Origin of the sequence: Pseudomonas sp. NPDC088444 (genome assembly GCF_044900175.1) — a bacterium.
Classification (GTDB): domain Bacteria; phylum Pseudomonadota; class Gammaproteobacteria; order Pseudomonadales; family Pseudomonadaceae; genus Aquipseudomonas.
This window is the reverse complement of sequence record NZ_JBJDNK010000002.1, coordinates 114,696-136,509: the sequence shown is the minus strand read 5'-3', so window position 1 is coordinate 136,509 and position 21,814 is coordinate 114,696. Positions and strand designations below refer to the sequence as shown.

Annotated in this window: 19 protein-coding genes and 1 pseudogene; 19 read left to right on the top strand and 1 reads right to left on the bottom strand. The window is 60.8% G+C overall.

Going from position 1 to position 21,814, the window contains the following annotated elements; translation table 11 throughout:
- The first annotated feature begins 15 nt into the window (after positions 1-15).
- The 3 genes from ACI2KB_RS05010 to ACI2KB_RS05000 all read left to right on the top strand — a co-directional run bounded on the left by ACI2KB_RS05010 (position 16) and on the right by ACI2KB_RS05000 (position 3,188).
- The gene (locus ACI2KB_RS05010; protein ID WP_404632024.1) at positions 16-1,626 is read left to right on the top strand and encodes a gamma-glutamyltransferase family protein; all 1,611 of its coding nucleotides are present in this window, start codon (positions 16-18) and stop codon (positions 1,624-1,626) included.
- Positions 1,627-1,785: 159 nt separating this feature from the next.
- On the top strand, positions 1,786-2,466 hold the full coding sequence (locus tag ACI2KB_RS05005) for a GntR family transcriptional regulator (protein WP_404632022.1): 681 nt from the start codon (positions 1,786-1,788) through the stop codon (positions 2,464-2,466).
- Between the two features lie 527 nt (positions 2,467-2,993).
- Positions 2,994-3,188 (top strand): hypothetical protein, encoded by a 195-nt coding sequence (locus tag ACI2KB_RS05000; RefSeq protein ID WP_404632020.1) that lies wholly within the window; start codon positions 2,994-2,996, stop codon positions 3,186-3,188.
- Positions 3,189-3,191: 3 nt separating this feature from the next.
- Here the strand turns inward: ACI2KB_RS05000 and ACI2KB_RS04995 are convergent, their stop codons facing one another.
- Complete coding sequence (locus ACI2KB_RS04995) at positions 3,192-3,518, bottom strand: NIPSNAP family protein (protein WP_404632018.1); 327 nt, start codon at positions 3,516-3,518, stop codon at positions 3,192-3,194.
- Positions 3,519-3,690: 172 nt separating this feature from the next.
- On the opposite strand from ACI2KB_RS04995, the gene ACI2KB_RS04990 reads away from it, so the two are divergent.
- The 16 genes and pseudogenes from ACI2KB_RS04990 (at position 3,691) to ACI2KB_RS04915 (ending at position 21,612) form a co-directional block, all read left to right on the top strand.
- Positions 3,691-4,572 (top strand): NAD(P)-dependent oxidoreductase, encoded by an 882-nt coding sequence (locus ACI2KB_RS04990; protein WP_404632016.1) that lies wholly within the window; start codon positions 3,691-3,693, stop codon positions 4,570-4,572.
- Positions 4,573-4,584: 12 nt separating this feature from the next.
- Positions 4,585-6,012: an aldehyde dehydrogenase family protein gene (locus ACI2KB_RS04985; protein ID WP_404632014.1), complete on the top strand. Its 1,428-nt coding sequence runs from the start codon at positions 4,585-4,587 to the stop codon at positions 6,010-6,012.
- 93 nt (positions 6,013-6,105) lie between these two features.
- Entirely contained in the window at positions 6,106-6,501 is a 396-nt protein-coding gene (locus ACI2KB_RS04980; protein WP_404632012.1) for a carboxymuconolactone decarboxylase family protein, read from the top strand.
- Between the two features lie 56 nt (positions 6,502-6,557).
- Entirely contained in the window at positions 6,558-7,898 is a 1,341-nt protein-coding gene (locus tag ACI2KB_RS04975) for an MFS transporter (RefSeq protein ID WP_404632010.1), read from the top strand.
- An 18-nt stretch (positions 7,899-7,916) separates the two neighbouring features.
- The gene (locus tag ACI2KB_RS04970) at positions 7,917-8,828 is read left to right on the top strand and encodes an NAD(P)-dependent oxidoreductase (RefSeq protein WP_404632008.1); all 912 of its coding nucleotides are present in this window, start codon (positions 7,917-7,919) and stop codon (positions 8,826-8,828) included.
- A complete protein-coding gene (locus ACI2KB_RS04965; RefSeq protein ID WP_404632006.1) occupies positions 8,825-9,214 on the top strand; it encodes a cupin domain-containing protein in 390 nt (129 codons plus the stop codon). The genes ACI2KB_RS04970 and ACI2KB_RS04965 overlap by 4 nt, the downstream gene beginning before the upstream one ends.
- Before the next feature lie 139 nt (positions 9,215-9,353).
- Complete coding sequence (locus ACI2KB_RS04960; RefSeq protein ID WP_404632004.1) at positions 9,354-10,121, top strand: carboxymuconolactone decarboxylase family protein; 768 nt, start codon at positions 9,354-9,356, stop codon at positions 10,119-10,121.
- A 45-nt stretch (positions 10,122-10,166) separates the two neighbouring features.
- A complete protein-coding gene (locus ACI2KB_RS04955; protein WP_404632002.1) occupies positions 10,167-11,009 on the top strand; it encodes an N-acyl homoserine lactonase family protein in 843 nt (280 codons plus the stop codon).
- Positions 11,006-11,773 (top strand): SDR family NAD(P)-dependent oxidoreductase, encoded by a 768-nt coding sequence (locus ACI2KB_RS04950; RefSeq protein WP_404632000.1) that lies wholly within the window; start codon positions 11,006-11,008, stop codon positions 11,771-11,773. The genes ACI2KB_RS04955 and ACI2KB_RS04950 overlap by 4 nt, the downstream gene beginning before the upstream one ends.
- Positions 11,774-11,925: 152 nt before the next feature.
- Entirely contained in the window at positions 11,926-13,266 is a 1,341-nt protein-coding gene (locus tag ACI2KB_RS04945; RefSeq protein ID WP_404631998.1) for an MmgE/PrpD family protein, read from the top strand.
- Positions 13,209-14,165: an NAD(P)-dependent oxidoreductase gene (locus tag ACI2KB_RS04940; RefSeq protein WP_404631996.1), complete on the top strand. Its 957-nt coding sequence runs from the start codon at positions 13,209-13,211 to the stop codon at positions 14,163-14,165. The genes ACI2KB_RS04945 and ACI2KB_RS04940 overlap by 58 nt, the downstream gene beginning before the upstream one ends.
- A gap of 78 nt (positions 14,166-14,243) precedes the next feature.
- Positions 14,244-15,371 (top strand): annotated as a pseudogene (locus ACI2KB_RS04935) (transglycosylase SLT domain-containing protein); the annotation flags it as partial.
- 1,063 nt (positions 15,372-16,434) lie between these two features.
- Positions 16,435-17,382 carry a sigma 54-interacting transcriptional regulator gene (locus ACI2KB_RS04930; protein WP_404631994.1) on the top strand — a complete coding sequence of 316 codons (948 nt, stop codon included), beginning with the start codon at positions 16,435-16,437 and terminating at the stop codon, positions 17,380-17,382.
- A gap of 87 nt (positions 17,383-17,469) precedes the next feature.
- On the top strand, positions 17,470-18,381 hold the full coding sequence (locus tag ACI2KB_RS04925) for a sigma 54-interacting transcriptional regulator (protein ID WP_404631992.1): 912 nt from the start codon (positions 17,470-17,472) through the stop codon (positions 18,379-18,381).
- 193 nt (positions 18,382-18,574) lie between these two features.
- Positions 18,575-19,699, top strand: coding sequence for a diguanylate cyclase (locus tag ACI2KB_RS04920; RefSeq protein WP_404631990.1), 1,125 nt, complete (start codon positions 18,575-18,577; stop codon positions 19,697-19,699).
- 287 nt (positions 19,700-19,986) lie between these two features.
- Positions 19,987-21,612 (top strand): NADP-dependent glyceraldehyde-3-phosphate dehydrogenase, encoded by a 1,626-nt coding sequence (locus tag ACI2KB_RS04915; protein WP_404631988.1) that lies wholly within the window; start codon positions 19,987-19,989, stop codon positions 21,610-21,612.
- Positions 21,613-21,814: the final 202 nt, after the last annotated feature.

The following is a 21,814-nucleotide window of genomic DNA, read 5'->3' as shown; positions in this document are numbered from 1 at the left end:
TACCGAGCGTTTGCCATGTTGAATTTTTCTGCCCACGAGTACCCGTATCCGTCCCGTCGCCAGAGCGTGTTTGCCCGTCGGGGCATGGTGGCGGCCTCGCAACCGCTGGCCGCACAGGCCGGTATTGAAATGATGCAAAAGGGCGGCAACGCCATCGACGCAGCGATCGCCACGGCGGCCGCGCTGACGGTGGTCGAACCCACTGGCTGCGGCATTGGCGGCGACGCTTTCGCGCTGGTCTGGTGCAAAGGTCAGTTGCACGGTTTGAACGCCAACGGCCATGCGCCTGCGGCCTTGAGCATCGAAGCGGTGAAAGGCGCGGGGCATCAGCAGATGCCTTTGTATGGCTGGACGCCGGTCACCGTGCCGGGCTGTCCGTCGGCCTGGGCGGAGTTGTCCCGGCGTTTTGGCAAGCTGCCCTTTGCCGATCTGCTGCAACCGGCGATCCATTTGGCGCGGGACGGTTTTCCGTTGTCGCCGGTGGTTGCTCATCAATGGCAGATGGCATTCGATGAGTTCAACGCGCACCGCAGCCCGGAGCTGGACAGCTGGTTTGACACCTTTCTCATCGACGGTCGTGTACCGAAAGCCGGGGAGCTGTTTCGCAACCCGGCGCAAGCGCTAACCCTTGAAGAGTTGGCCAACACGCAATGCGAAAGCCTCTATCGCGGCGCGCTGGCCCAGCGCATCGACGCCCACTCCCGTGCCACGGGCGGCTATCTGCGGGCTGAAGACCTGGCCAGCTTCCGCCCGCAGTGGGTCGATCCGATCAGCGTCAATTACCGGGGCTACGACGTCTGGGAAATTCCGCCGAGCGGCCAGGGGCTGGTGGCGCTGATGACGTTGAAGATCCTTGAAGGCTTCGAGTTCGACCACCGAGACAGCCAGCAAACCTGGCATCGCCAACTGGAGGCCATGAAGTTGGCCTACAGCGACGGCCTGCATCACATCACCGATCCGCTGCACATGAAGGTGGCGGTGGCGGATTTGCTGAGCGATCGCTACAGCGACGAACGCCGCGCGTTGATCGGTGAGCAGGCGCAAGCGCCGAAGCCAGGTGACCCTCACGCCAGCGGCACCGTTTACCTGGCCACGGCCGACGCTGAAGGCAATATGGTGTCGTTCATCCAGAGCAACTACCACGGCTTCGGTTCGGGCGTGGTGTTGCCGGAGAGCGGTCTGTCCTTGCAAAACCGGGGGCAGGAATTCAGCCTCGATCCCGCTCATGCGAACTGCCTGTTGCCTGGTAAAAAGACCTTTCACACCATCATTCCGGGCTTTCTCACCCAGGATGGCAACGCCGTAGGGCCGTTCGGCGTGATGGGCGGTTACATGCAGCCTCAGGGTCACGTGCAGATGGTGATGAACCTGGTGGACTTCGGCCTAAACCCGCAGGCCGCGTTGGATGCCCCGCGCTGGCAATGGCTGGGGGGCAAGAAAATCGGTATCGAGCAGGGCGCGTCAGCGGACCTGGCGGCCGCGCTGGCGCGACGCGGGCATGAAATCAGCATTGCCTTTGACTCCACGGAATACGGCCGCGGGCAGATCATCGTGCGCGATCCCGTGACCGGCGTGCTGTGCGGCGGGACCGAGCCAAGGGCCGATTCGACCATCGCGGTGTGGTGAGACGAAAATGCGCTGATTTATTTTTCCGAAATGACCTGTAATACAATACGATTGCTTCAGCGGGGCGGCATCATGAGGATCAGTCCCCGGATTTGACTGCTGGCGGCCAGTTCGCGGGTCGCCAGCGGCACGGCATTCACAGGTCTTCGGGAATACAGCATGAAAGTACTACGCCAAGCGTCGTCCTTGCGGCATCAAGTGCAGGATGCACTGCGCAACGAAATCATCTCGGGCCGCTTCAAGCCCGGCGACCGTCTGGTGGAGCAGCAGTTGTACACCGCGCTGGATGTCAGCCGCACCTCGTTGCGCGAAGCGTTGCGTCAACTGGAGGCCGAGGGGCTGGTGGAGCAGGTGCCGCACCGTGGCGCTTATGTGGCGTCGGTGGACGCCAAGGATGCGGTGCAGATCTACGACGTGCGCGGCGCGCTGGAGGTATTGGCCGTGCGCAATTTCGTGCGTTACGCCACCGATGAAGACGTGGCGGAGCTGGCGGAGGTCTTCGATGAGTTTGAAGAGCAGTCTCACACCGCCAGCGTTGACGGCACTGCGTTGCTGGACATCAAGCGGCGTTTCTATCACGTGCTGCTGGACATCGAGCAGAGCCGGGTGGTCGGCGGGATGCTGGAACAGTTGAACAACCGCGTGAGCCTGCTGCGGGCGTTGTCGCTGGGGCGGGAAGGGCGCATGCCGCACACCTTGGCTGAATTGAAGGCGATCGTGCGCAAGATTCAGCAGCGCGATGAGGGGGGCGCCTGTGCGGCGGCGTTGTTGCACGTTGAGAACGCCTCGAAAAACGTGCTTGAGCTGCTGGCGGAGAATGACGGGCATACGGTGCAATAGCCGTTGCCGTTGCCGTTGCCGTTGCTTCTGCTTTTGCTCTTCATACACAAAACGTCCAGACACCGCCGAACGCGACTTGGGTGCAGGCTGAACGCAGGCGTCGCGTAGTGGGTTGAGCCGCAGGGATGCGGCGAGAGCGAGGTGGCCATGGATGGCCATCCCTCGCGTGCCCACGGAGCGGCGCCGGAGTGAGGGGACCTTGACGCAGTCAAGGCCAAACCAGGAGCAGGTGGCTTTGCCTACTTTCCCCGTAAGGAAAGTAGGTCGCCCGAGGGGGCGAAACCCTAAATCCCTATATCCCCAATAACGGATCTGCCCCGGATTTCAACGTCTCCAATAGCTTTAAAAGCGCGGTCCAGATATCCGGGTCTGATCCGTTCGTGGGGGTGACGCTGATTCACCTTTCCGCTCTTACAGCGGGTAACTTTTTCTTTCGGGAAAAAGTCACCAAAAACCATTGCTCCTGGTTTGGCTCTGACTGCGTCAGAGTCCCCTCACTTCGGCGACGCTCCGTGGGCACGCGAGGGATGGCCATCCATGGCCACCTCGCTCTCGCCGCATCCCTGCGGCTCAACCCACTACGCAACGCCTGCGCTCAGCCAGCACCCAAGTCGCGGCCGGCGGTGTCTGGGCTATTGCGTAAGAAGATCAAGATCAAGATCAAGATCAAGATCAACGGCAACGGCAACGGCAGCGTTATCTTTGTCGTTTCAGGCTTTTGATGCTCAACGCAATGCCGAATACGCCGTCGGGGTCAGGAATTGGTTCTCGATGCGCTCGACGATGATCGCCTGCGCCTCGCTCGCGGCCCGTTTGGCGATCCACTCGGCGTCGCTTTGAAACGCATTCCACTTCGCCTCGCGCTCAGCGAGACTTTCCCATTGCAGCAAGTAGGTCAACGACTGGTTGGTCGGGCCGCTCAGGTTGGTCCAAAAGCCAATCTGCTTGATCCCGTATTTCTCAAAGAAACCCAATGTCGTGCTGGTGAAACGGTCGTGCAGGGCCGGCAGGCGGCCCGGTGCGCAGTGGTAAATCCGTAATTCGACGATCATCCGTTAACTCCTCTTTCAAAGTACCGCTGGTAAGAATCTGTAAACTAGCCTATTGACCGACTGTATGACAATCCGATAATTTCACCTCACCTGCTGGCGACCATCCTGCAGCTTGTGCAAGACGCCGCCTCGACCCGATTGACAAGAACATAAGAAATCAAAGGGCACGAACATGACGCAACCGCAACGGATCGGCTTCATCGGACTGGGCATGATGGGCACGCCCATGACCGCCTGCCTGGCCAACGCCGGCTTTCAATTGTTCCTCGCCGACGCCGATGCCGGGCGTCTGCGCGACGTGCAGGCGACCCTCGACGCCAGCGCACTCACTCCCGAAAACGCCCAGACCCTCGATGTGCTGATCACCATGCTGCCCAATTCGAACATTGTCGAGACGGTGTTGCTGGGTGAGGGCGGTTGGGCCGGCTCGTTGGCCCCGCAAACCGTGGTGATCGACATGAGTTCGTCAGAGCCTGCGCGCTCTCGCGAGTTGGGGCAGAAACTCAACACTCTCAACCTCGCTTACCTCGACGCTCCGGTTTCCGGAGGCGTGAAACGCGCGGTGGACGGCAGTCTGGCGATTCTGGTGGGCGGCGACGCCGCCGTGATGCAGCGCTGTCGACCGGTGCTCGACGCCATGGGCAAGAACATCCTGCACATCGGCGATGCCGGTTCCGGCCACGCCGCCAAAGCACTGAACAACTTCGTTTCGGCGGCCGGTCTGATGGCCACGGTCGAAGCGTTGCACGTGGCCAAGCGTTTCGGCATCGATCCCGATGTGATGGTCGATGTGCTCAACGCCTCCAGCGGCGGCAGTAACACTTCACTGAATAAAGCCAAGCAGTTCATGCTCAGCGGCACCTTTGGTTCCGGGTTCTCGATGCAGTTGATGAACAAGGACCTGAAGATCGCCAAGGGCCTGTCCGACGCGCTGGATTACCCGCTGATCTTTGGCCAGAGCGCGATCAAGGTCTGGAATGACGTGGCGCAAGGTGCAACGCCCACGACGGACCACACCGAGATGTACCGCATGCTGGCCAACGAAGGCGAGTGAGGGGCTGTTGTCATGTCAAACGCTGATCGCTTTTATATCAATGGCCGTTGGGTCGAACCGGCATCCCCGACCTGGTTCGATGTGATCGACCCCGCCACGGAAAACGTTGTCGAGCGTCTGGCACTGGGCGATGCGACGGATGTGGACCGCGCAGTAGCGGCCGCTCGGGCAGCGTTGCCGAGCTATGCGCAGACGTCGGTTGCTGAACGCATTGCCTTGCTCAAACGCGTGGTGGCGATTTACGAGCGCCGCCAAGAGGCATTCGCTCAGGCCATGCGCGTGGAAATGGGTTCGCCGATCACCTTTTCCCGCCAGTTTCAGGTCCCTCGGGGCTGGCTGCACCTGAATCAATTGATCGAAGTCTTGCAGCGCTTTCAGTTCGAAGAGCCGCAGGGCAGCACCTTGATCCGCCACGAACCCGTCGGCGTCTGCGGCCTGATCACGCCCTGGAACTGGCCGATCAACCAGATCGTGGTCAAGGTTGGTCCGGCCTTGGCCGCTGGTTGCACCATGGTGCTCAAACCCAGTGAATACTCGCCACTGAGCAGCCTGTTGTTCGCCGAAGTGCTGGACGAAGCGGGCGTGCCACCGGGGGTGTTCAACCTGATCAACGGCGACGGCCCCGGCGTGGGCGCGGCGCTGTCGGCGCACCCGGACATCGACATGTTGTCGTTCACCGGCTCGACCCGCGCAGGCGTTCTGGTGGCCAAATCTGCCGCCGATACGGTCAAGCGCGTGGCGCAGGAACTGGGTGGCAAGTCAGCGAACATTCTGCTCGACGACGTCAATCTGCAAGATGCGGTGACCCGAGGCGTGGCCGCGTGCTTTACCAACAGCGGGCAGTCCTGTTCGATCCCGACGCGGATGCTGATCCCCCGTGCGCTGATGGCCGATGCGGTGCAGATCGCCAAAGTGGCTGCCGAGGGTTACAGCGTTGGCCCGACCACTGACGAAAGCACTCAACTGGGCCCGCTGGTCAACCGCGCCCAGTTTCGCCGCGTGCAGGCGTTGATCCAGAACGGCATCGACGAAGGTGCCACCTTGGTCACGGGCGGCGTGGGCCTGCCGAGCGGCATTGAAAAAGGTTACTACGCCAAACCCACGGTGTTCGCCGACGTGACCCCCAAGATGACCATCGCTCAGGAAGAAATCTTCGGCCCGGTGCTGTCGATGATCCCTTACGACAGCGAAGCCGAAGCGATTGCCATCGCCAATGGCACCCACTACGGGCTGGCGGCCTATGTGCAATCGGCCGATCACCAACGTGCTCGTGACGTTGCCCGGCGGTTGCAGGCGGGCACCGTGCATTTGAATTACCCGCCTGCGGATTTCGCCGCGCCTTTTGGCGGCGTCAAGCGCTCGGGCAATGGCCGCGAGTGGGGCGAGTACGGCTTGCGCGAATACCTGGAAGTGAAATCGATGGTCGGTTACGGCGCCTGATCCGTATTCGGACAGCCGCGCCGTGACCTAAAAAAATTTGCCTGCTTTAGCTGTATGACAATCAGTCGATCGTACGAATAAGGTGCCAGAACGATGGAAGACAACGAACGTTTCAATCAGGGCTTCAACAACCGCAAGGAGGTGCTGGGCGACCGTCACGTGGAGAAATCCTGGGCGGCGGCAGACGACTTCAACCGGCCAATGCAAAAGCTGGTCACCGAATACTGCTGGGGCGAGATCTGGGGCGACCCGACGCTGCCGTTCAAGACCCGCAGCATCATCAACATCGCCATGCTCACTGCCATGAGCCAGCACCACGAACTCAGCGTTCACGTGCGCGGTGCGCTGCGCAACGGGGTGACCCAGGACGAGATCCGCGCCGTGCTGATGCATGCCGCCGTGTATTGCGGTGCACCGCTGGGCCTGGCGGCGTTTCGGGTGGCGTCGGAGGCGATCAAGGCCTACGAGGCTGAAACCGCAAAAGGCTGATTCCGTTCTCCACAACACACACGACAGGCGTTCAACAATAACTACAAGGAACCGTCATGAGCACATACGCCCCGGCCACTGCGGTGGCTGAATCTGAGCAGTCGATCGAGAAGAAGAGAAGGAACGCCATCAAGGGCGCGTTTTTCTCCGAATACATCGACATGTTCGACATCTATCTGCCGGTGGTGGTGTTATCGCCGGTATTGTTCTTCTTCCAGCCCGCTCAGTTGTCGCCGGGCATGGCGGCGATTCTGGCCTCGCTGGTGTTCATCACCACATTGCTGGGGCGTCCCATCGGCGCGTTGCTGTTCGGCATGATCGCCGACAAGACCGGGCGCCGCATGGCCTCGATCTATTCGGTGTCCGGGTTTGGCATTGTCACGTTGCTGATCGCGCTGTTGCCCGGTTACGAGACCATTGGTATCGCCTCGTATTGGGCGCTGGTGCTGCTGCGTTTCGTGGATGGCATCTTTCTCGGCGGCGGCTACACCGGGGCCATGCCGCTGGCCATCGAGTATTCGAAAAAGCATCAGCGCGGTTTCGTGGGCGGTTTGATCATCGCCGGTTTCCCGCTGGCCTACGTCAGCATCAACCTGGTGGCGATGCTGATGTTCATGCTGTTCCCGCTGGATGGCCCCGGCTCGCCGTACGTGCAGTGGGGCTGGCGGATTCCGTTCGTGATCGGCGCGCTGTTGGCCGGTGTGCTGGCGCTGTACTACGTGTACGCGGTGTCGGAATCGGAAATCTGGGAAAGCGAAACCGGTAACAAGCCTCGGGAAAAACTGCCGCTGACCGACCTGCTCAAAGGCAAGAGCGGCCGCAACCTGCTGCAAGTGCTGCTGATGATGACCGGCTTCTGGCTGACCCAGAACATCATCACCATCTTCCTGCCCACCGGCTTGCTGGTGAACACCTTGCACCTGTCCGGGCTGCAAGTGACGGGCACCTTGCTGCTGGCCTATTCGATTCTGTTCTTCAGCTACATCGCCTCGGGAATCATCGGCCAGAAGATCGGCCGTCGACGCTTTTTCATCACCCTGGGGCCGATCATCGCCACGGCGGGCGCGGGGATCATGTACGTGCTGGCCAACGTTCAAGGATTGTCACTGCCGGTGATCATGACCCTGGTCTGTGTGTTGTCGGTGTTGGTGACCGCGCCGTGGGGCGTAATCGTGACCTACATCAACGAGCGCTTCGTGACCGATGTGCGCGCCACCGGGTTTGGGGTCGGCTTCAGTCTGTCGGTGATCATTCCCTCTTTCTACGCCTTCTACATGGCCTGGCTGGGCCAGTTCATCCCATTCACCGTCACGCCCGCTGTGCTGCTGGTGATTGGCGGGGTGATCGCGACCCTCGGCGCCTACATGGGGCCGGAAACCAAAGACGTTGATTTCTAATCCACGAGGAGAGCCGTCGTGAAGAGCAAAACCGTGGGTTTCATTGGGCTGGGCAACATGGGCGGGCGCATGACGCGCTGCCTGGTGAATGCCGGGCTGCCGGTGCTGGGTTTCGACACTGACCCCCAGCGGACCAAGGCCGCAGGCGCGCAGGTGGCTGCGTCCATGGCCGATGTCATGGCCGAGGCGAATGTGGTGCTGTTGTCGCTACCGGACAGCAAGGTGGTGGAGGCGGTGGTCGAGGGCGCCAACGGGCTGCTGGCACATTGTCGTGAAGGTCAGATTGTCGTGGATTTGAGCACGGCGGCGGCCAGTTCGACGATGCGACTGCACGGTCTATTTGCCGAGCGCGGCGTGCAGTACGTCGATGCCGGGATTTCCGGTGGTGCTGCGGCGGCGGAAAAGGGCGCGTTGACCCTGATGGTTGGCGGCGACGCGGCCACGGTCGAGGCACTGGCCTGGGTGTTCGAACCCATCGCCAGTAAGGTGTTTCTGATGGGCGACAGCGGCGCCGGGCACACCACCAAACTGCTCAACAATTTTCTCAATGCTGTCAGCCTCGCAGCCACGGCGGAGGTGATGGTGGCGGGCAAGAAGGCCGGGCTGGACCTGCATCGGCTGCTCGACGTGCTCAACAGCAGCAGCGGGGTTAACTTCGCCACGCTCAACCGCTTTCCGCACATCGTCGACGGCAATTACCTGGAAGGCGGCCTGACCGGCAAGTTGATGAGCAAGGACGTGGTGCTCTACCTGGAGCGCGTTCGCGAGTTGGGGGTGGCGTCGCTCAATGCGTCCGGGCCGCTGGCCAGTTTCGGGCTGCAGACGGCATTGGGTTATGGCGACCTGATCAGTAATCGCGTGGTGGACGCCATTGGCGACATGTCCGGTGGCGTGCGGCTTCACGCATCAAAAGAAGGAGACAAAGCATGAAGGTGTTTCACGGCAGCGTCGAAGGGGCGATTTCCGAGCAGCGTGGCGCCACGTTCACCGGCGTGGTCTGGGCCGATCCGGTGATGCCGACCACCGATGGCGTGACCATCAATAACGTGTCGTTCAACCCCGGTGCGCGCACCCACTGGCATTACCACGAACAAGGCCAGGTGCTGTACGTCACGGCGGGCAGCGGCTGGATTTGTCTGGAGGGCAACGACCCGCAACCGATCCGTCAGGGCGACACGGTGTGGATCGGCCCGCACGAACGGCATTGGCACGGCGCCAACACCAAGAACTTTATGGTCCACACCGCCACCTCCATCGGCAAAACCGAGTGGCAGGAAGCGGTGGCGGATGTGGATTACCTGCGCAGCGCGGATTGAATTGCACGATGGGTTCTGGCTGAACGCCGCAATGCTTTTGATTCTGGCCGAAGGCCGTAGGAGCGTGGCTTGGTCTGGGCCGCAGAGAACGGCCTTCGGCCAGAAGCGGTTTGAGTTGCATCCATATAAGAGGAACACCATGAGCCTCACTGAAAAACAACAACAGGCCAAAGCCGCTTTTGAACGCAGTCAAGGCACGTGGAGCGCCGGGTGGGACAGCCTGCTGCGTCTGGACCCCGGCTTTGTCGAGGCCTACGCCGGGTTTGCCGCCGTGCCGTGGCAAAAGAATTACCTGCCCGACAAGGTCAAGGCCTTCATCGCGCTGGCGGCCAGTGCCAACGCCACTCACCTGTTTCGGCCCGGCATGCAGGCGCACATCGCCATGGCGATCCGCTCCGGCGCCACCCGCGAAGAGCTGGTGGAAGTGCTCCAGTTGATCAGCACGGTCGGCATTCACGCCTCCAACGTGGGTGTGCCGACGCTGCTGGAGGTGCTGGAAGAAGAGGGCATGCGCGACGGCCCGGCGCCACTGGACGCCAGGCGCGAGGCACTCAAGAGCAGCTTCATCGAAAACCGCGGCTACTGGCATGCGTCGTGGGAAGGCCTGCTGGAGCTGGACCCCGAGTTGTTCGACGCCTACGTCGAGTTCTCTTCAGTGCCGTGGCGCACGGGCGTGCTCGAACCCAAGGTCAAGGAGTTCATGTACTGCGCCTTCGACGCCGCCGCCACGCACCTGTACGTGCCGGGCCTCAAGCTGCACATGCGCAACGCACTGCGTTACGGAGCGACGAAGGAAGAAATCATGGAGCTGCTGGAGATCGTCAGCCTGATCGGGATTCACGGCGCCCTCGAAGCGGCGCCGCTGCTCGAACAGGCCCTGGGCCGGAGCGCACCCGACTCGCCATAACGTCGCCTGCGATACGCCTCATAAAAACAACAGCGAGGAACGCACATGAACACGCCATCCAAACCCGTGAAACCGAACTGGACTGACCCCGAAGTGATCGTGGTGCGCTACGGCACCCGGCAAACCAGCAAAGCCGAGTGCTATTACAACTTTCGCGCCTACCGCGAGCCGGACGTGGAAATCACCATGGATTACTTCTTCTGGATCTTCCGCAACGCCGAGCAGACCATCGTCATCGACACCGGTTTCAGCCCTGAAGCGGCTGCGGCACGGCGTCGGCAGCCGGTGGTGGCGCCTGCCGATGCGCTGGCAAGGCTGGGCATCGACCCCAAAGAGGTCAAGTTGCTGGTGTTGACCCACGCCCATTACGACCACGCCGGAAATCTGGGCCTTTACCCCAACGCGCAGATCGTCATGTCGCGCAAAGAGTTCGAGTTCTGGGGCACCGACATGGGCAAACGCCCGCAGTACGGCCACCATATTGACCCGCTGGACATCGAGCGCATTCAGGCATTGCACCGCGACGGGCGCATCACGTTGCTCGACGGGCCACGTCACACGCTGATTCCCGGTATCGAGCTGCATGAAGTGGGTGGCCACACGCCAGGGCAGATGGCGGTGGTGGTGGAAATGCCCGAAGGCCCGGTGATCCTCGCCTCCGACGCCATTCACTACTACGAAGAACTGGAACTGGACCGGCCGTTCGCCGTGCTCGACAGCCTCGCGGACATGTACCGGGGCTACGAGTTGATCCGTGAGTGGATGCAGCGGCCCGGTGCGCTGGTGATTCCGGGGCATGACCCGGATGTCATGAACCGCTTTGCACCCGTTGACCCGCAGGACCCTTCGTTCGCGGTACGGATCGATGCCCATGGAGCCGGGGTATGAAAGGCAAAACGGCATTGGTGACCGGCTCGTCCGACGGTCTCGGGCTGGCCATGGGCAAAGGTTTGGCGGCGGCAGGCTGTCATCTGGTGCTGCACGGATTGGCCGCGCCGGAATCGATGCAGCAGACCTGCGATGAGCTGATGCGCGCCCATGATGTCGAGGTGCGCTACGTGCATGCGGACCTGTCGGATGTCGACCAGATCGGGCGCCTGATCAAGACGGCGGGGCCCGTCGATGTGCTGGTCAATAACGCGGTGGTACGGCACTTCTCGCCGCTGGAAGATTTCCCGATGGCGTGCTGGGATCAGGCGCTGGCGGTGAACCTGACGGCCGCTTTCCGCGCCATCCAGCTGGTACTGCCCGGCATGCGCGAAAGGCAATGGGGGCGCATTTTCAACCTGTCTTCGGCCTACGGCGCGCGCGGCATTGCCAACCGCATCGATTACGTGACCACCAAGACTGCGCTGCTCGGCCTGACCCGCGCCGTGGCCGTGGAAACCCAGGGCCAGGGCATCACCTGCAATGCGGTGTGTCCGGGCTCGGTGCTGACGCCCAACATCGAAGGCCGTTTGACGGCGTTGATGGCGCAAAAACAACTGGATCGCGAGACGGCGACCCGTGAGTTTCTGCAAGGCAAACAGGCCACCGGGCGTTTCGTCGAGGCCAGTCATGTGGCCGATCTCATCGTTTATTTGTGTAGCGAATCGGCCGGGTCGATCACGGGCGCGACGTTGCCGGTGGATGATGGGTGGATGGCGGGGTGAATAACAAAATCTGAATTGAAAATACGCGTCTTTTGTAGGAGTGAGCTTGCTCGCGATGCGTCCGCCTATACGACATCAATATCCGGCCCGACGCCTCGCGAGCAAACTCACTCCTACAGGGATTGCGTCAGGCATTGCATAAAGGACACCTCATGACCTCAACCCTGAGCCTTCAACTGGCTGAGTTCGTCGAAACCACCCTGTGGGCGGACATCCCGGCCAACGTGCGCCACGAAGCCCGGCGCGCGCTGCTCAACTACTTCGCCGTATCGCTGGCCGGTTGCAGCGACCCGGACGTGATCAAGGCTGCGACGCTGTTCGCCCGCTTCAATGCAGGGGGCAACGCCCATGTCATCGGCCGTGACGAAACGATGGACATGCTCAACGCCGCATCGCTGAACGCCATGAGCGCCAACGTTTTCGACTACGACGACACCCACATGCCCACCATCCTGCACCCGACCGCGCCCGTGGCTGCGGCCTTGTTCGCGCTGGCTGAAAGCCGGGTCATCTCGGGTGAGCAACTGCTGTTGGCCTTTGTACTGGGTGTGGAAGTGGAGTGCCGCCTGGCCATGGCCATCTCTCCCGAACACTACCGTCGCGGCTGGCACATCACCGCGACCTGTGGCGTATTCGGTGCAGCAGCGGCGGTGGGTAAAGTGCTGGGGCTGTCCGCAACCCAACTGGTGTGGGCCTTTGGCAGCGCCAGCGCGCAAGCATCGGGCCTTGTCGAGACGTTGGGCAGTGCCGCGAAAAGCGTCGGCGTGGGCAATGCCGCACGTAACGGCGTGCTCTCGGCCTTGTTGGCGCAGGACGGCTTTGCCGGGCCGGATCAGCCGCTGGAAGGCGAGCGAGGCTTTCTGCGCGTGTTCGGCGAACAGCCGCGCTTCGACGAAATCAGCGCCGGGTTGGGCGAACGCTGGGCGCTGCTGGCCAACACCTATAAACCCTGGCCTTGCGGCGTGGTGCTCAACCCGGTGATTGAGGCTTGCTTGCATGTGTCGCGCGAGCGCGACTGGGCACTGGACGACATCACACGCATCGAACTCACCGGACACCCTTTATTAAGGCAGCGCACGGATCGTCCTGACATTCAACGGGGACGGCAATCTCAGGTCAGCGCTCAACATGCCGTGTCGGTCAGTCTGGCGAGGGGCAAGGCGGGGCTGGCCGAGTTCAGCGATGCCGCCGTCAGCGACCCGAACCTGCGTGCGTTGTACGCGCGGCTGCACTTCATCGACGACGCCTGCTATCGGGTGGAGTCGGTGCAAGTGCGGATCTGCTTTCACAACCGCGAACCGCTGACCCACGTTATCGATGTATCACTGGGCAGCCTGGGTGCGCCGCTGAGCGACCGGTTTCTCGAAGACAAAGTGCGTGAACTGGCCACCTTTGGTGGTTCGGGGTGCACGCCCGAGCCGCTGATCGAGGCGGTATGGGCACTGGAACAGTCAATCGACGCAGGCGCACTCATGCGTCTGGCCAGTCGCTAACCCACAGGAACGTCATCATGGCTGATCAACAACTGGGATTCATTGGCGTGGGCGTCATGGGGCGCCCTATGGCGCGGCGTCTGCTGGAGCAGGGGCATTCGCTGGTCATTTATGACAAGGATCAACGCGCGCTGGATGAGTTGGGTGCACTGGGCGCTCGGGTCGCCGGTAGCGTGCGCGAGGTGGCGGACACTGCCGACATCATCTTCACCAGCCTACCCAGCCCGGCCATTTTCAAGGCCGTGGCGCTGGGTGACGATGGCATCGTCGACGGCTGTGCGGTGCGGATTCTGGTGGACCTCTCGACGGTCGGCTCTCGGGCTGAGCAGGAAGTGGCTGCGGGGCTTGCGGCCAAAGGCATTGAAACGGTGGACGCCCCGGTCAGCGGTGGCGCCGCAGGTGCGAAGAAGGGCACGCTGGCGCTGATGATCGCGGGCAAGCCTGCGGTGGTCGAGCAAGTGCGTCCGCTGTTCGAGGTGTTCGGCAAGGTGTTCATCGTTGGCGAACAGCCGGGGCAGGGGCAGTTGCTCAAATTGCTCAACAACATGCTGTCCACCACGGCCTTTGCGATCACCAGCGAAGCCTTCGTCGCAGGCGTCAAAGGCGGGCTGGACCCTGAAGTGATGATGTCGGTGATCAACGCCGGGAGCGGCAAGAACGGCGCCACGCTGGATAAATTCCCCAAACACGTGCTGCCGGGCACCTACGATTTCGGTTTTCCGCTGTCCAGCGTGTGCAAGGACGTCGGGTTGGCGGTTGAAGAGTGTCAGGCCCTGGGCGTGCCCATGTGGCTGGGCAATGCAGCGCGTCAGTTGTGGAACGTCGCAGCACAACAGGACGGTGGGGAGCGGGATCTGACTGAACTGGTGCGCACGGTGCAGGGTTGGTCGTACCGCTGACGGGTGGATTGCGGGTCGACATGGAACCGCTCGGGCGCGCGGGCCACCTAGGGAGATTGCCCTCAGGACCCTCGCCCTATGCCCCCTGCTTTTTTCTCCCTCAACGAGCGCGCGACGCTGGCGCGTCAAATTCGTTTCGGCTCGCTGAGTCTGGCGCTGCTGTGTGCGGGTTGTCAGTCGTTCGATTATTCAGCGGCCATGGGGTATCCGCCCAAACCCTCCATAGAACGTACGCCGAGGCTGGTGGCCGGACTCAATCGTTCGTCAGATACAGGCGCAGCGCCGGGCAAGGTGCAGGGTAAAAGGGCCGCGCCCGTGGCCTATGACGGCAGTGATATCTGGGGGCGGCTGGGGCAAGGCTTTACGCTCGTTGACGACAACGGCCTCAATCAGCGGATCGAGCGCCAGCGCGACTGGTTGCTGAGCAACCCCGGCTTTTTGCGTAACGCCAGTCTGCGGGCCAGCCCCTACCTGCATTTCATCGCCGAAAGTCTCGACGTGCGCGGCATGCCCTCCGAACTGGCGCTGCTGCCTATCGTGGAAAGCGCCTACAACCCCAAAGCCAATTCCGTACGGGATGCGGCGGGATTGTGGCAATTCATGGCCGCCACCGGCCGTGATTTCAACCTGCGCCAGACCGCCTGGTACGACGGACGGCGAGACGTGGTAGCGTCCAGCAAGGCTGCGATGGATTACCTGACACGATTGCACGACCAGTTCAATGGCGACTGGCTGCTCGCGATGGCGGCTTACAACGCAGGTGAGGGCACGGTCAGCCGCGCGGTCGCGGCCAATCAGCAGCGAGGATTGCCCACCGACTACTGGCATCTGAATCTGCCTCGGGAAACCCAGGATTACGTGCCGCGCCTGCTGGCGCTGTCGATGCTGGTGCGAGAACCCGGCGCCTATGGGGTCGAGCTGAATCCGGTGGCCAACTCGCCATATTTCACGGCCATTGAGCTGACCCGACCCGTGGACCTGAGCCAGTTGGCCGCCAGTGCCGGGGTCGACGAAGCGGTGCTGCTGGGGCTGAACCCTGCGTTTCTGCGCAAGAAAACTGTGGATGGCCCGGCGCACCTGCTGGTGCCCAGGGATCAGACGCGTCAGATTACAGCCAGCCTGGCCCGGATGAATTCGCCGCAAACCGCCGCCGAGACCCTGGCGGTCAGTGCGGCTCCCGCTGCGCCGTCCGTCCGATCGCTGCCGTGATCACGCCATTCGTGGCGGCAGGACAATGACCTGATTCGGCGCAAAAGATCGCCACTCGTTCGCGTAACGGCACTGATACAGAGCGATTTTTCCCTGAAAGTGGCACCTGTCCTGCCCATAAGCGCGTTCTTCCTGGCCTCGCGCTAATCCGATTCGGCGCATTCTTAATGAACTTTTACAGCGCCGTGTAACGTCGCTGATACACCTGTGTAGATTTCAGCGGCGGACATATCTTGAAACACCGAAACAGTATTCAATAGCCGAATGTTCAGCTAAGGCCACCGTTTTCCACCCGATGGCCACGCTGTTCGTTAGTTGGATCCCGATTGCCAGAGTGTGCCTGTTGACGCAAAGCGTCGAGCAGGTATGCGTAGAAAGTGCCAGCGCAATGCCACCGTACCCCCCGAAAAACAAGGGCCTCCGTCCGGTGTGGCTGAATGGATAAAGCAATGTTCGGAAAACCGAATGGCCTTAGTTGGAAAACCGAACGCGGAACAACAGTCGTACTTAAAATAATCAAATCACTAACGGGCGACGGCGGTGAATGAAAAATACCGGAAGCTGATAGAAAGTCAGCGAGGAGAATAAACAGCACTTAAATGTGAGTGTTAGTATCGAAGTGCGAGGACTTAAGTAAGTTATAAACAGTGGGGTGGTGCGTGCGTTTAAAATTAAATGCCCCGTCACTTATTAAAAAACACTGAGGCGGGGCATCGTTGCATTCGATGTTTTTCTGACGGCTAGGCTGCTCATCGGCGATCGGCGCACTGAAACAGAGCATAACCCGTTGATTGTTAACGTTGTGTGATGCTGGATGAGAACGGTTCCGGCTTGGCGTGGTGTTAATAAAACATCGACGCTGCGCAAGCAAGTCGTAAATTTAAATAATCGTTTGAATGTTTGAGTGCAAGTAATTGGGCGCTGTCATATGAAATCATATTGATATCATATGTAGCGATGTGAACAGGTTCTCACCAAGTGCGGGAACTAAAATTAAATAGTGCTGCCTCTGTATTGCGTGATACTAATAAATCGCTTGCACCCACTTTGAGAGGTATCGATGAAGGAAGAAATCGATGTAAGCGGCTGGGCGTCATTAGGGGCAAATGCATCGCTGGATATTCATCAGATTGCATTGAATACCGCGAATCTGAGCATGGATCTGTTGCTGTGCGGGGAGACCGGAACTGGCAAGGACACGCTGGCCAAATGCATTCATGAGTTGTCCGGTCGGACAGGTTCCTTTATAGGCATGAACTGCGCCGCCATTCCCGAATCCCTGGCGGAAAGCCAACTGTTCGGTGTGGTCAACGGGGCGTACACGGGGGTCAACCGCGCCCGCGAAGGCTACATCGAGGCGTCCAGCGGCGGCACGCTGTACCTGGATGAAATCGACAGCATGCCCCTGAGCCTACAGGCCAAGCTGCTGCGCATTCTGGAGACCCGGGGCATTGAGCGTTTAGGCTCCACCGCGTTCATTCCCGTGGATTTGCGGGTGATTGCTTCGTCCCAGCGACCGCTGGATGAACTCGTGGAACAAGGGCTGTTTCGTCGCGACCTGTTTTTTCGACTCAATGTGCTGACCATTCAGATGCCAGCGCTGCGCAGCCGTCGCGAACAGATCCTGCCGTTGTTCGACCAGTTCACCCAGGCCATCGCCGCGGACTTCAATCGCGCAGTGCCTGTGCTGAGCAATGGCCTGGTGCAAGTGCTGCTCAGCCACGCCTGGCCCGGCAACATCCGCGAGCTGAAGTCGGCCGCCAAGCGTTTCGTGCTCGGATTTCCTCTGTTGGGCGCGGACATCGAGCCGGACCGCGACCCCGAAACAGGGCTTAAAACGCAATTGCGGGTCATCGAGAAAATGCTCATCGAGGATGCCCTCAAGCGCCACAAACACCGCCTGGATGCCGTGCTGCAAGAGCTCGAAATCCCGCGCCGTACCTTGTATCACCGGATGAAAGAACTTGGGCTGGCCTGTCTGAGCACCCCGGATCCGCTGTTTTCGTAACACCCGAATACCTGTTGTCTCGCCAATTGTGTGGAAGGTCTGCGGCGTCGTCTTGGCCGCAGGCGCGTTAACTGCCCGAGGTCGTGGATGAGTGTGTACGATTTTTTCGATGAACAACTGGAAGACGACCGTCATGTGCCCAACCTGACGATCGTGGCCCAGAGTATTTCGCAACTGGGGATCGACGTGCTGCTGTCGGGCGAGACCGGCACCGGCAAGGACACCGTCGCACAGCGCATACATGAATTGTCCGGGCGCAAGGGAAGGCTGGTGGCCATGAACTGCGCGGCGATTCCGGAATCGCTGGCCGAAAGCGAACTGTTCGGCGTGGTCAGCGGCGCGTACACCGGCGCCGATCGCTCCCGGGTCGGTTACATCGAGGCCGCGCAGGGTGGCACTTTGTATCTTGACGAAATCGACAGCATGCCGCTGAGCCTGCAAGCGAAGTTGTTGCGCGTGCTGGAGACCCGTGCGGTCGAACGGCTGGGGTCAACCGCCTCGATTGCGCTGGATGTGTGCGTGATTGCTTCGGCGCAGCATTCGCTGGATGAACTGGTGGAGCAGGGGCGCTTTCGCCGCGATCTCTACTTCCGGCTCAACGTGCTGACCCTCAAATTGCCGCCCTTGCGTGCCCGACGGGAACGGATACTCCCGCTGTTTCGCCGTTTTGCTCTGGCCTCGGCGCGAGATGCGGGCCTCGCCCTGCCGGATATTGGCTGCGTGCTGCGCCACGTGCTGCTGAATCACGACTGGCCCGGCAATATCCGTGAGCTGAAGTCGGCGGCCAAACGCTTCGTGCTGGGCGTACCGCTGTTGGGCAACGGTACGGATGAAGAGCGTGACTCCTCGACGGGATTGAAATCGCAATTACGGGTCATCGAGAAGGTATTGATACAGGCCTCACTCAAACGTCACAACAACAGCATTGACGCCGTGAGCCAAGAGCTGAACATTCCTCGCCGCACGCTCTATCACCGGATGAAAGAGCTGGACGTTTAAGCCGTGAATGCTGCCGTTTGGGTGGCTCCATTTGAGGAGATGAGGGCACTGGCTGGCGCTTTTGCGGGGAGTCCGGGCTTCTTTTGTCCTGCGGATGCTCAATTCTGACCGGTTTGTCATCGTGCGTGTTGTATAGCGTCATAGCAGGGTGCCACAATCGACCCCATCACCGGGGTATGGACAGGCGTATTCGATGTATCTCCTTGAGTTTCAACACGAGCGCGATGTCCTGATTCGGGCCCAGGTGCGAACGGATTGTCTGCACCTGCTGTTTCGACAAAGCGTGTTCTCGGTGACCGGCAGTTTTCTTGGCGCTGTGATGCTGAGCTGGCTGTGCTGGGCACGCGTGGACCACGACGTGGTCACCACCTGGCTGGCCCTGTTGAGCGCTTCTACCTTGCTGCGCGTATTGTTGCTGTCCTCCTGGTTTCGCAGCCCGGCGGACGTGCGCACGCCTGAGCGCTGGGAACTGAAATACTGGCTGACCCTGGTTTTGTCAGCCGGGATCTGGGGCGGCGGCGCGCTGGCCCTGGTGGGGCCGGATGACGTGCTGACGCAAACGCTGGTGTTGTTGTTCGCCGTGGGGATGTCGGTGAGTGCGGTGTCCTGTTATTCCGCTTATCGCTCCATGACCATCGTTTCCATAGGCCTGGTGTTGCTGCCCTGCACGTTGTGGTTGCTGTTACAGCCCGGTGGCACGCAGATCGGCATGGCGGTGGCGTCCCTGGTGTTCGCCTCCTTCGTCATCAGCGCCACGCGCAAGTTGTCCGAAGCCATGGAAAAGGCGTTCTACATGAAGCGAGAGATGGAGTACGCCCATCGTATCGCCAACCACGCGGCGCAAACCGATGAATTGACGGGGTTGAAGAACCGTCGCGCGTTTTTCCGGCAGGCCGAGCAAACGTTCGACCACTGCAAGCGCAATCGCCTGCCGCTGAGCGTGTTGATGCTGGACATCGATCACTTCAAGCGAATCAACGATTCTTATGGCCATCAGGCCGGGGATCAGGTGTTGCGGCAGATTGGCGCGGTCATCTGCGATTCGATCCGTGATGCCGACATCTGTGGTCGGTTGGGCGGAGAAGAGTTCGGGTTGCTGTTGACCAACGCGACCATCGATGTGGCGCAGACCCGCGCCGAGCAACTGCGTGATGCCATCACCCGATTGACCTGCGAACACGGCGAAGTCATCACGGCGAGTCTGGGTGTGGCGACCATGACGGCACACGATCAGGCGTTCCAGGCCTTGCTCAACAACGCCGACAAAGCGCTGTTCCGTGCCAAGGCGCAAGGGCGTAATCAGACAGCAGTGGCCTGAGCAAACCGAAACGCGCTCAGCACTGCTCTCGCTTTTGCTCTTCAGACACAAAACGTCCAGACACCGCCGAACGCGATTTGGGTGCAGGCTGAACGCAAGTCGCGGTCGGCGGTGTCTGGGCTATTGCGTATGAAGAGCAACGGCAAAAGCGGGAGCAAAAGCAGAAAGCGAAACCAGAAATGGCGCTCTGTCACGGGGCGGTGACATGTGCCACAAGTCTTTTCATTCCGCGCTGGCTGTGGCGTAGTGTCGTTCGCACAATTGCCGACTGGAAGAGGTAACGAGAAATGACCCTGCAAAACCGCCTGGACAACCTGTATCCGCGCGCCGAAGACATCCCTGAGCAGTTCCGTGCAGGGCCTGCGATCGAGCAGCGTGAGTATCTGGTCAATGGTGAGCTGCGTCAGTGGCATGGACCACTGGCGCCAGTGCTCAGTCCGGTGTCGCTCAAAACCGATGCGGGGCTGGAATCCGTAGTGCTGGGCAGCACGCCACTGATGGACGCGGACACGGCAATGACCGCGCTGGACGCGGCAGTCAAAGCCTACGACCGAGGTCAGGGCACATGGCCGACGATGCGCGTCGTGGACCGCATCCGCCACGTCGAAACCTTCCTCAAAAAGATGCGTGAACAGCGTGAAGCCGTGGTCACGCTGCTGATGTGGGAAATCGGCAAGAACCTCAAGGACTCGCAGAAAGAGTTCGACCGCACCTGCGACTACATCGTCGACACCATCAATGCGCTGAAGGAACTGGATCGCCGCTCCAGCCGTTTCGAACTGGAGCAGGACACGCTGGGTCAGATCCGCCGCGTACCCCTGGGCGTGACCCTGTGCATGGGGCCTTACAACTACCCGCTGAACGAAACCTTCACCACACTGATCCCGGCGCTGATCATGGGCAACACCGTGGTCTTCAAACCGGCGAAATTCGGCGTGCTGCTCATTCGCCCATTGCTCGAAGCCTTCCGCGACAGCTTCCCGGCAGGCGTGATCAACGTGATTTACGGCAGCGGCCGCGAGACGGTCAGTGCGCTGATGGCCAGCGGCAAGATCGACGTGTTCGCGTTCATTGGCACCAACAAGGCGGCCAGCGCCCTGAAAAAACTTCACCCCAAACCGCACCGTCTGCGCGCAGCGCTGGGGCTGGATGCGAAGAACCCGGGTATCGTGCTGCCCGATGTCAACCTGGACAACGCAGTGTCCGAGGCCATCACCGGCTCGCTGTCGTTCAACGGTCAGCGCTGCACGGCGCTGAAGATTCTGTTCGTGCACGAGAACGTGGTGGGCAGCTTCCTGGAGAAATTCGAGGAAAAACTCGCCCAGCTCAAGCCGGGGATGCCGTGGGAGGCGGGTGTGTCGCTGACGCCGTTGCCGGAACCGGGCAAGACCGATTACCTGCAAGGGCTGGTGGACGACGCGGTGAGTAAAGGCGCCAAAGTGGTGAACGAAGGCGGTGGCGCCACCCATCAGCAGTTTTTCTACCCGGCGGTGCTGTACCCGGTGACCCCGGACATGCGCGTGTACCACGAAGAGCAGTTCGGCCCGGTGGTGCCGGTGGTGGCTTATCGTGATCTGGAAGACGTGATCGAATACGTGCTGGATTCGGATTTCGGCCAGCAGTTGAGCATTTTCGGCAACGATTCCAAACAGGTCGGACGGCTGGTGGACGCGTTCGCCAACCAGGTCGGACGGATCAACATCAACGCTCAGTGCCAGCGCGGCCCGGACAGCTTCCCGTTCAACGGGCGCAAGAACTCGGCCGAAGGGACGTTGTCGGTGCACGACGCCTTGCGGGTGTTCTCGATCCGAACATTGGTCGCGACCAAATTCCAGGAGAACAACAAGGCGCTGATCAGCGACATCATTCACAATCGCGAGTCGAGCTTCCTGACCACTGACTACATTTTCTGACTGAGGTCAGCGCAATCACGATGGTCGGTTGTGTGCCGCTGCGCAACCGATCACGACCGCGCATGCGCCTACAGCTGATCGCAGGCGTATTTACACCGAACGGCCGCGTCCATTAGTGTGCGCGGTAGTCATTTGCGTTGCACGAGCTGAATCTGCGGATGTCTGTGTACTTGAACGTTTCCCTTCCTTCCAGCCAGGACGC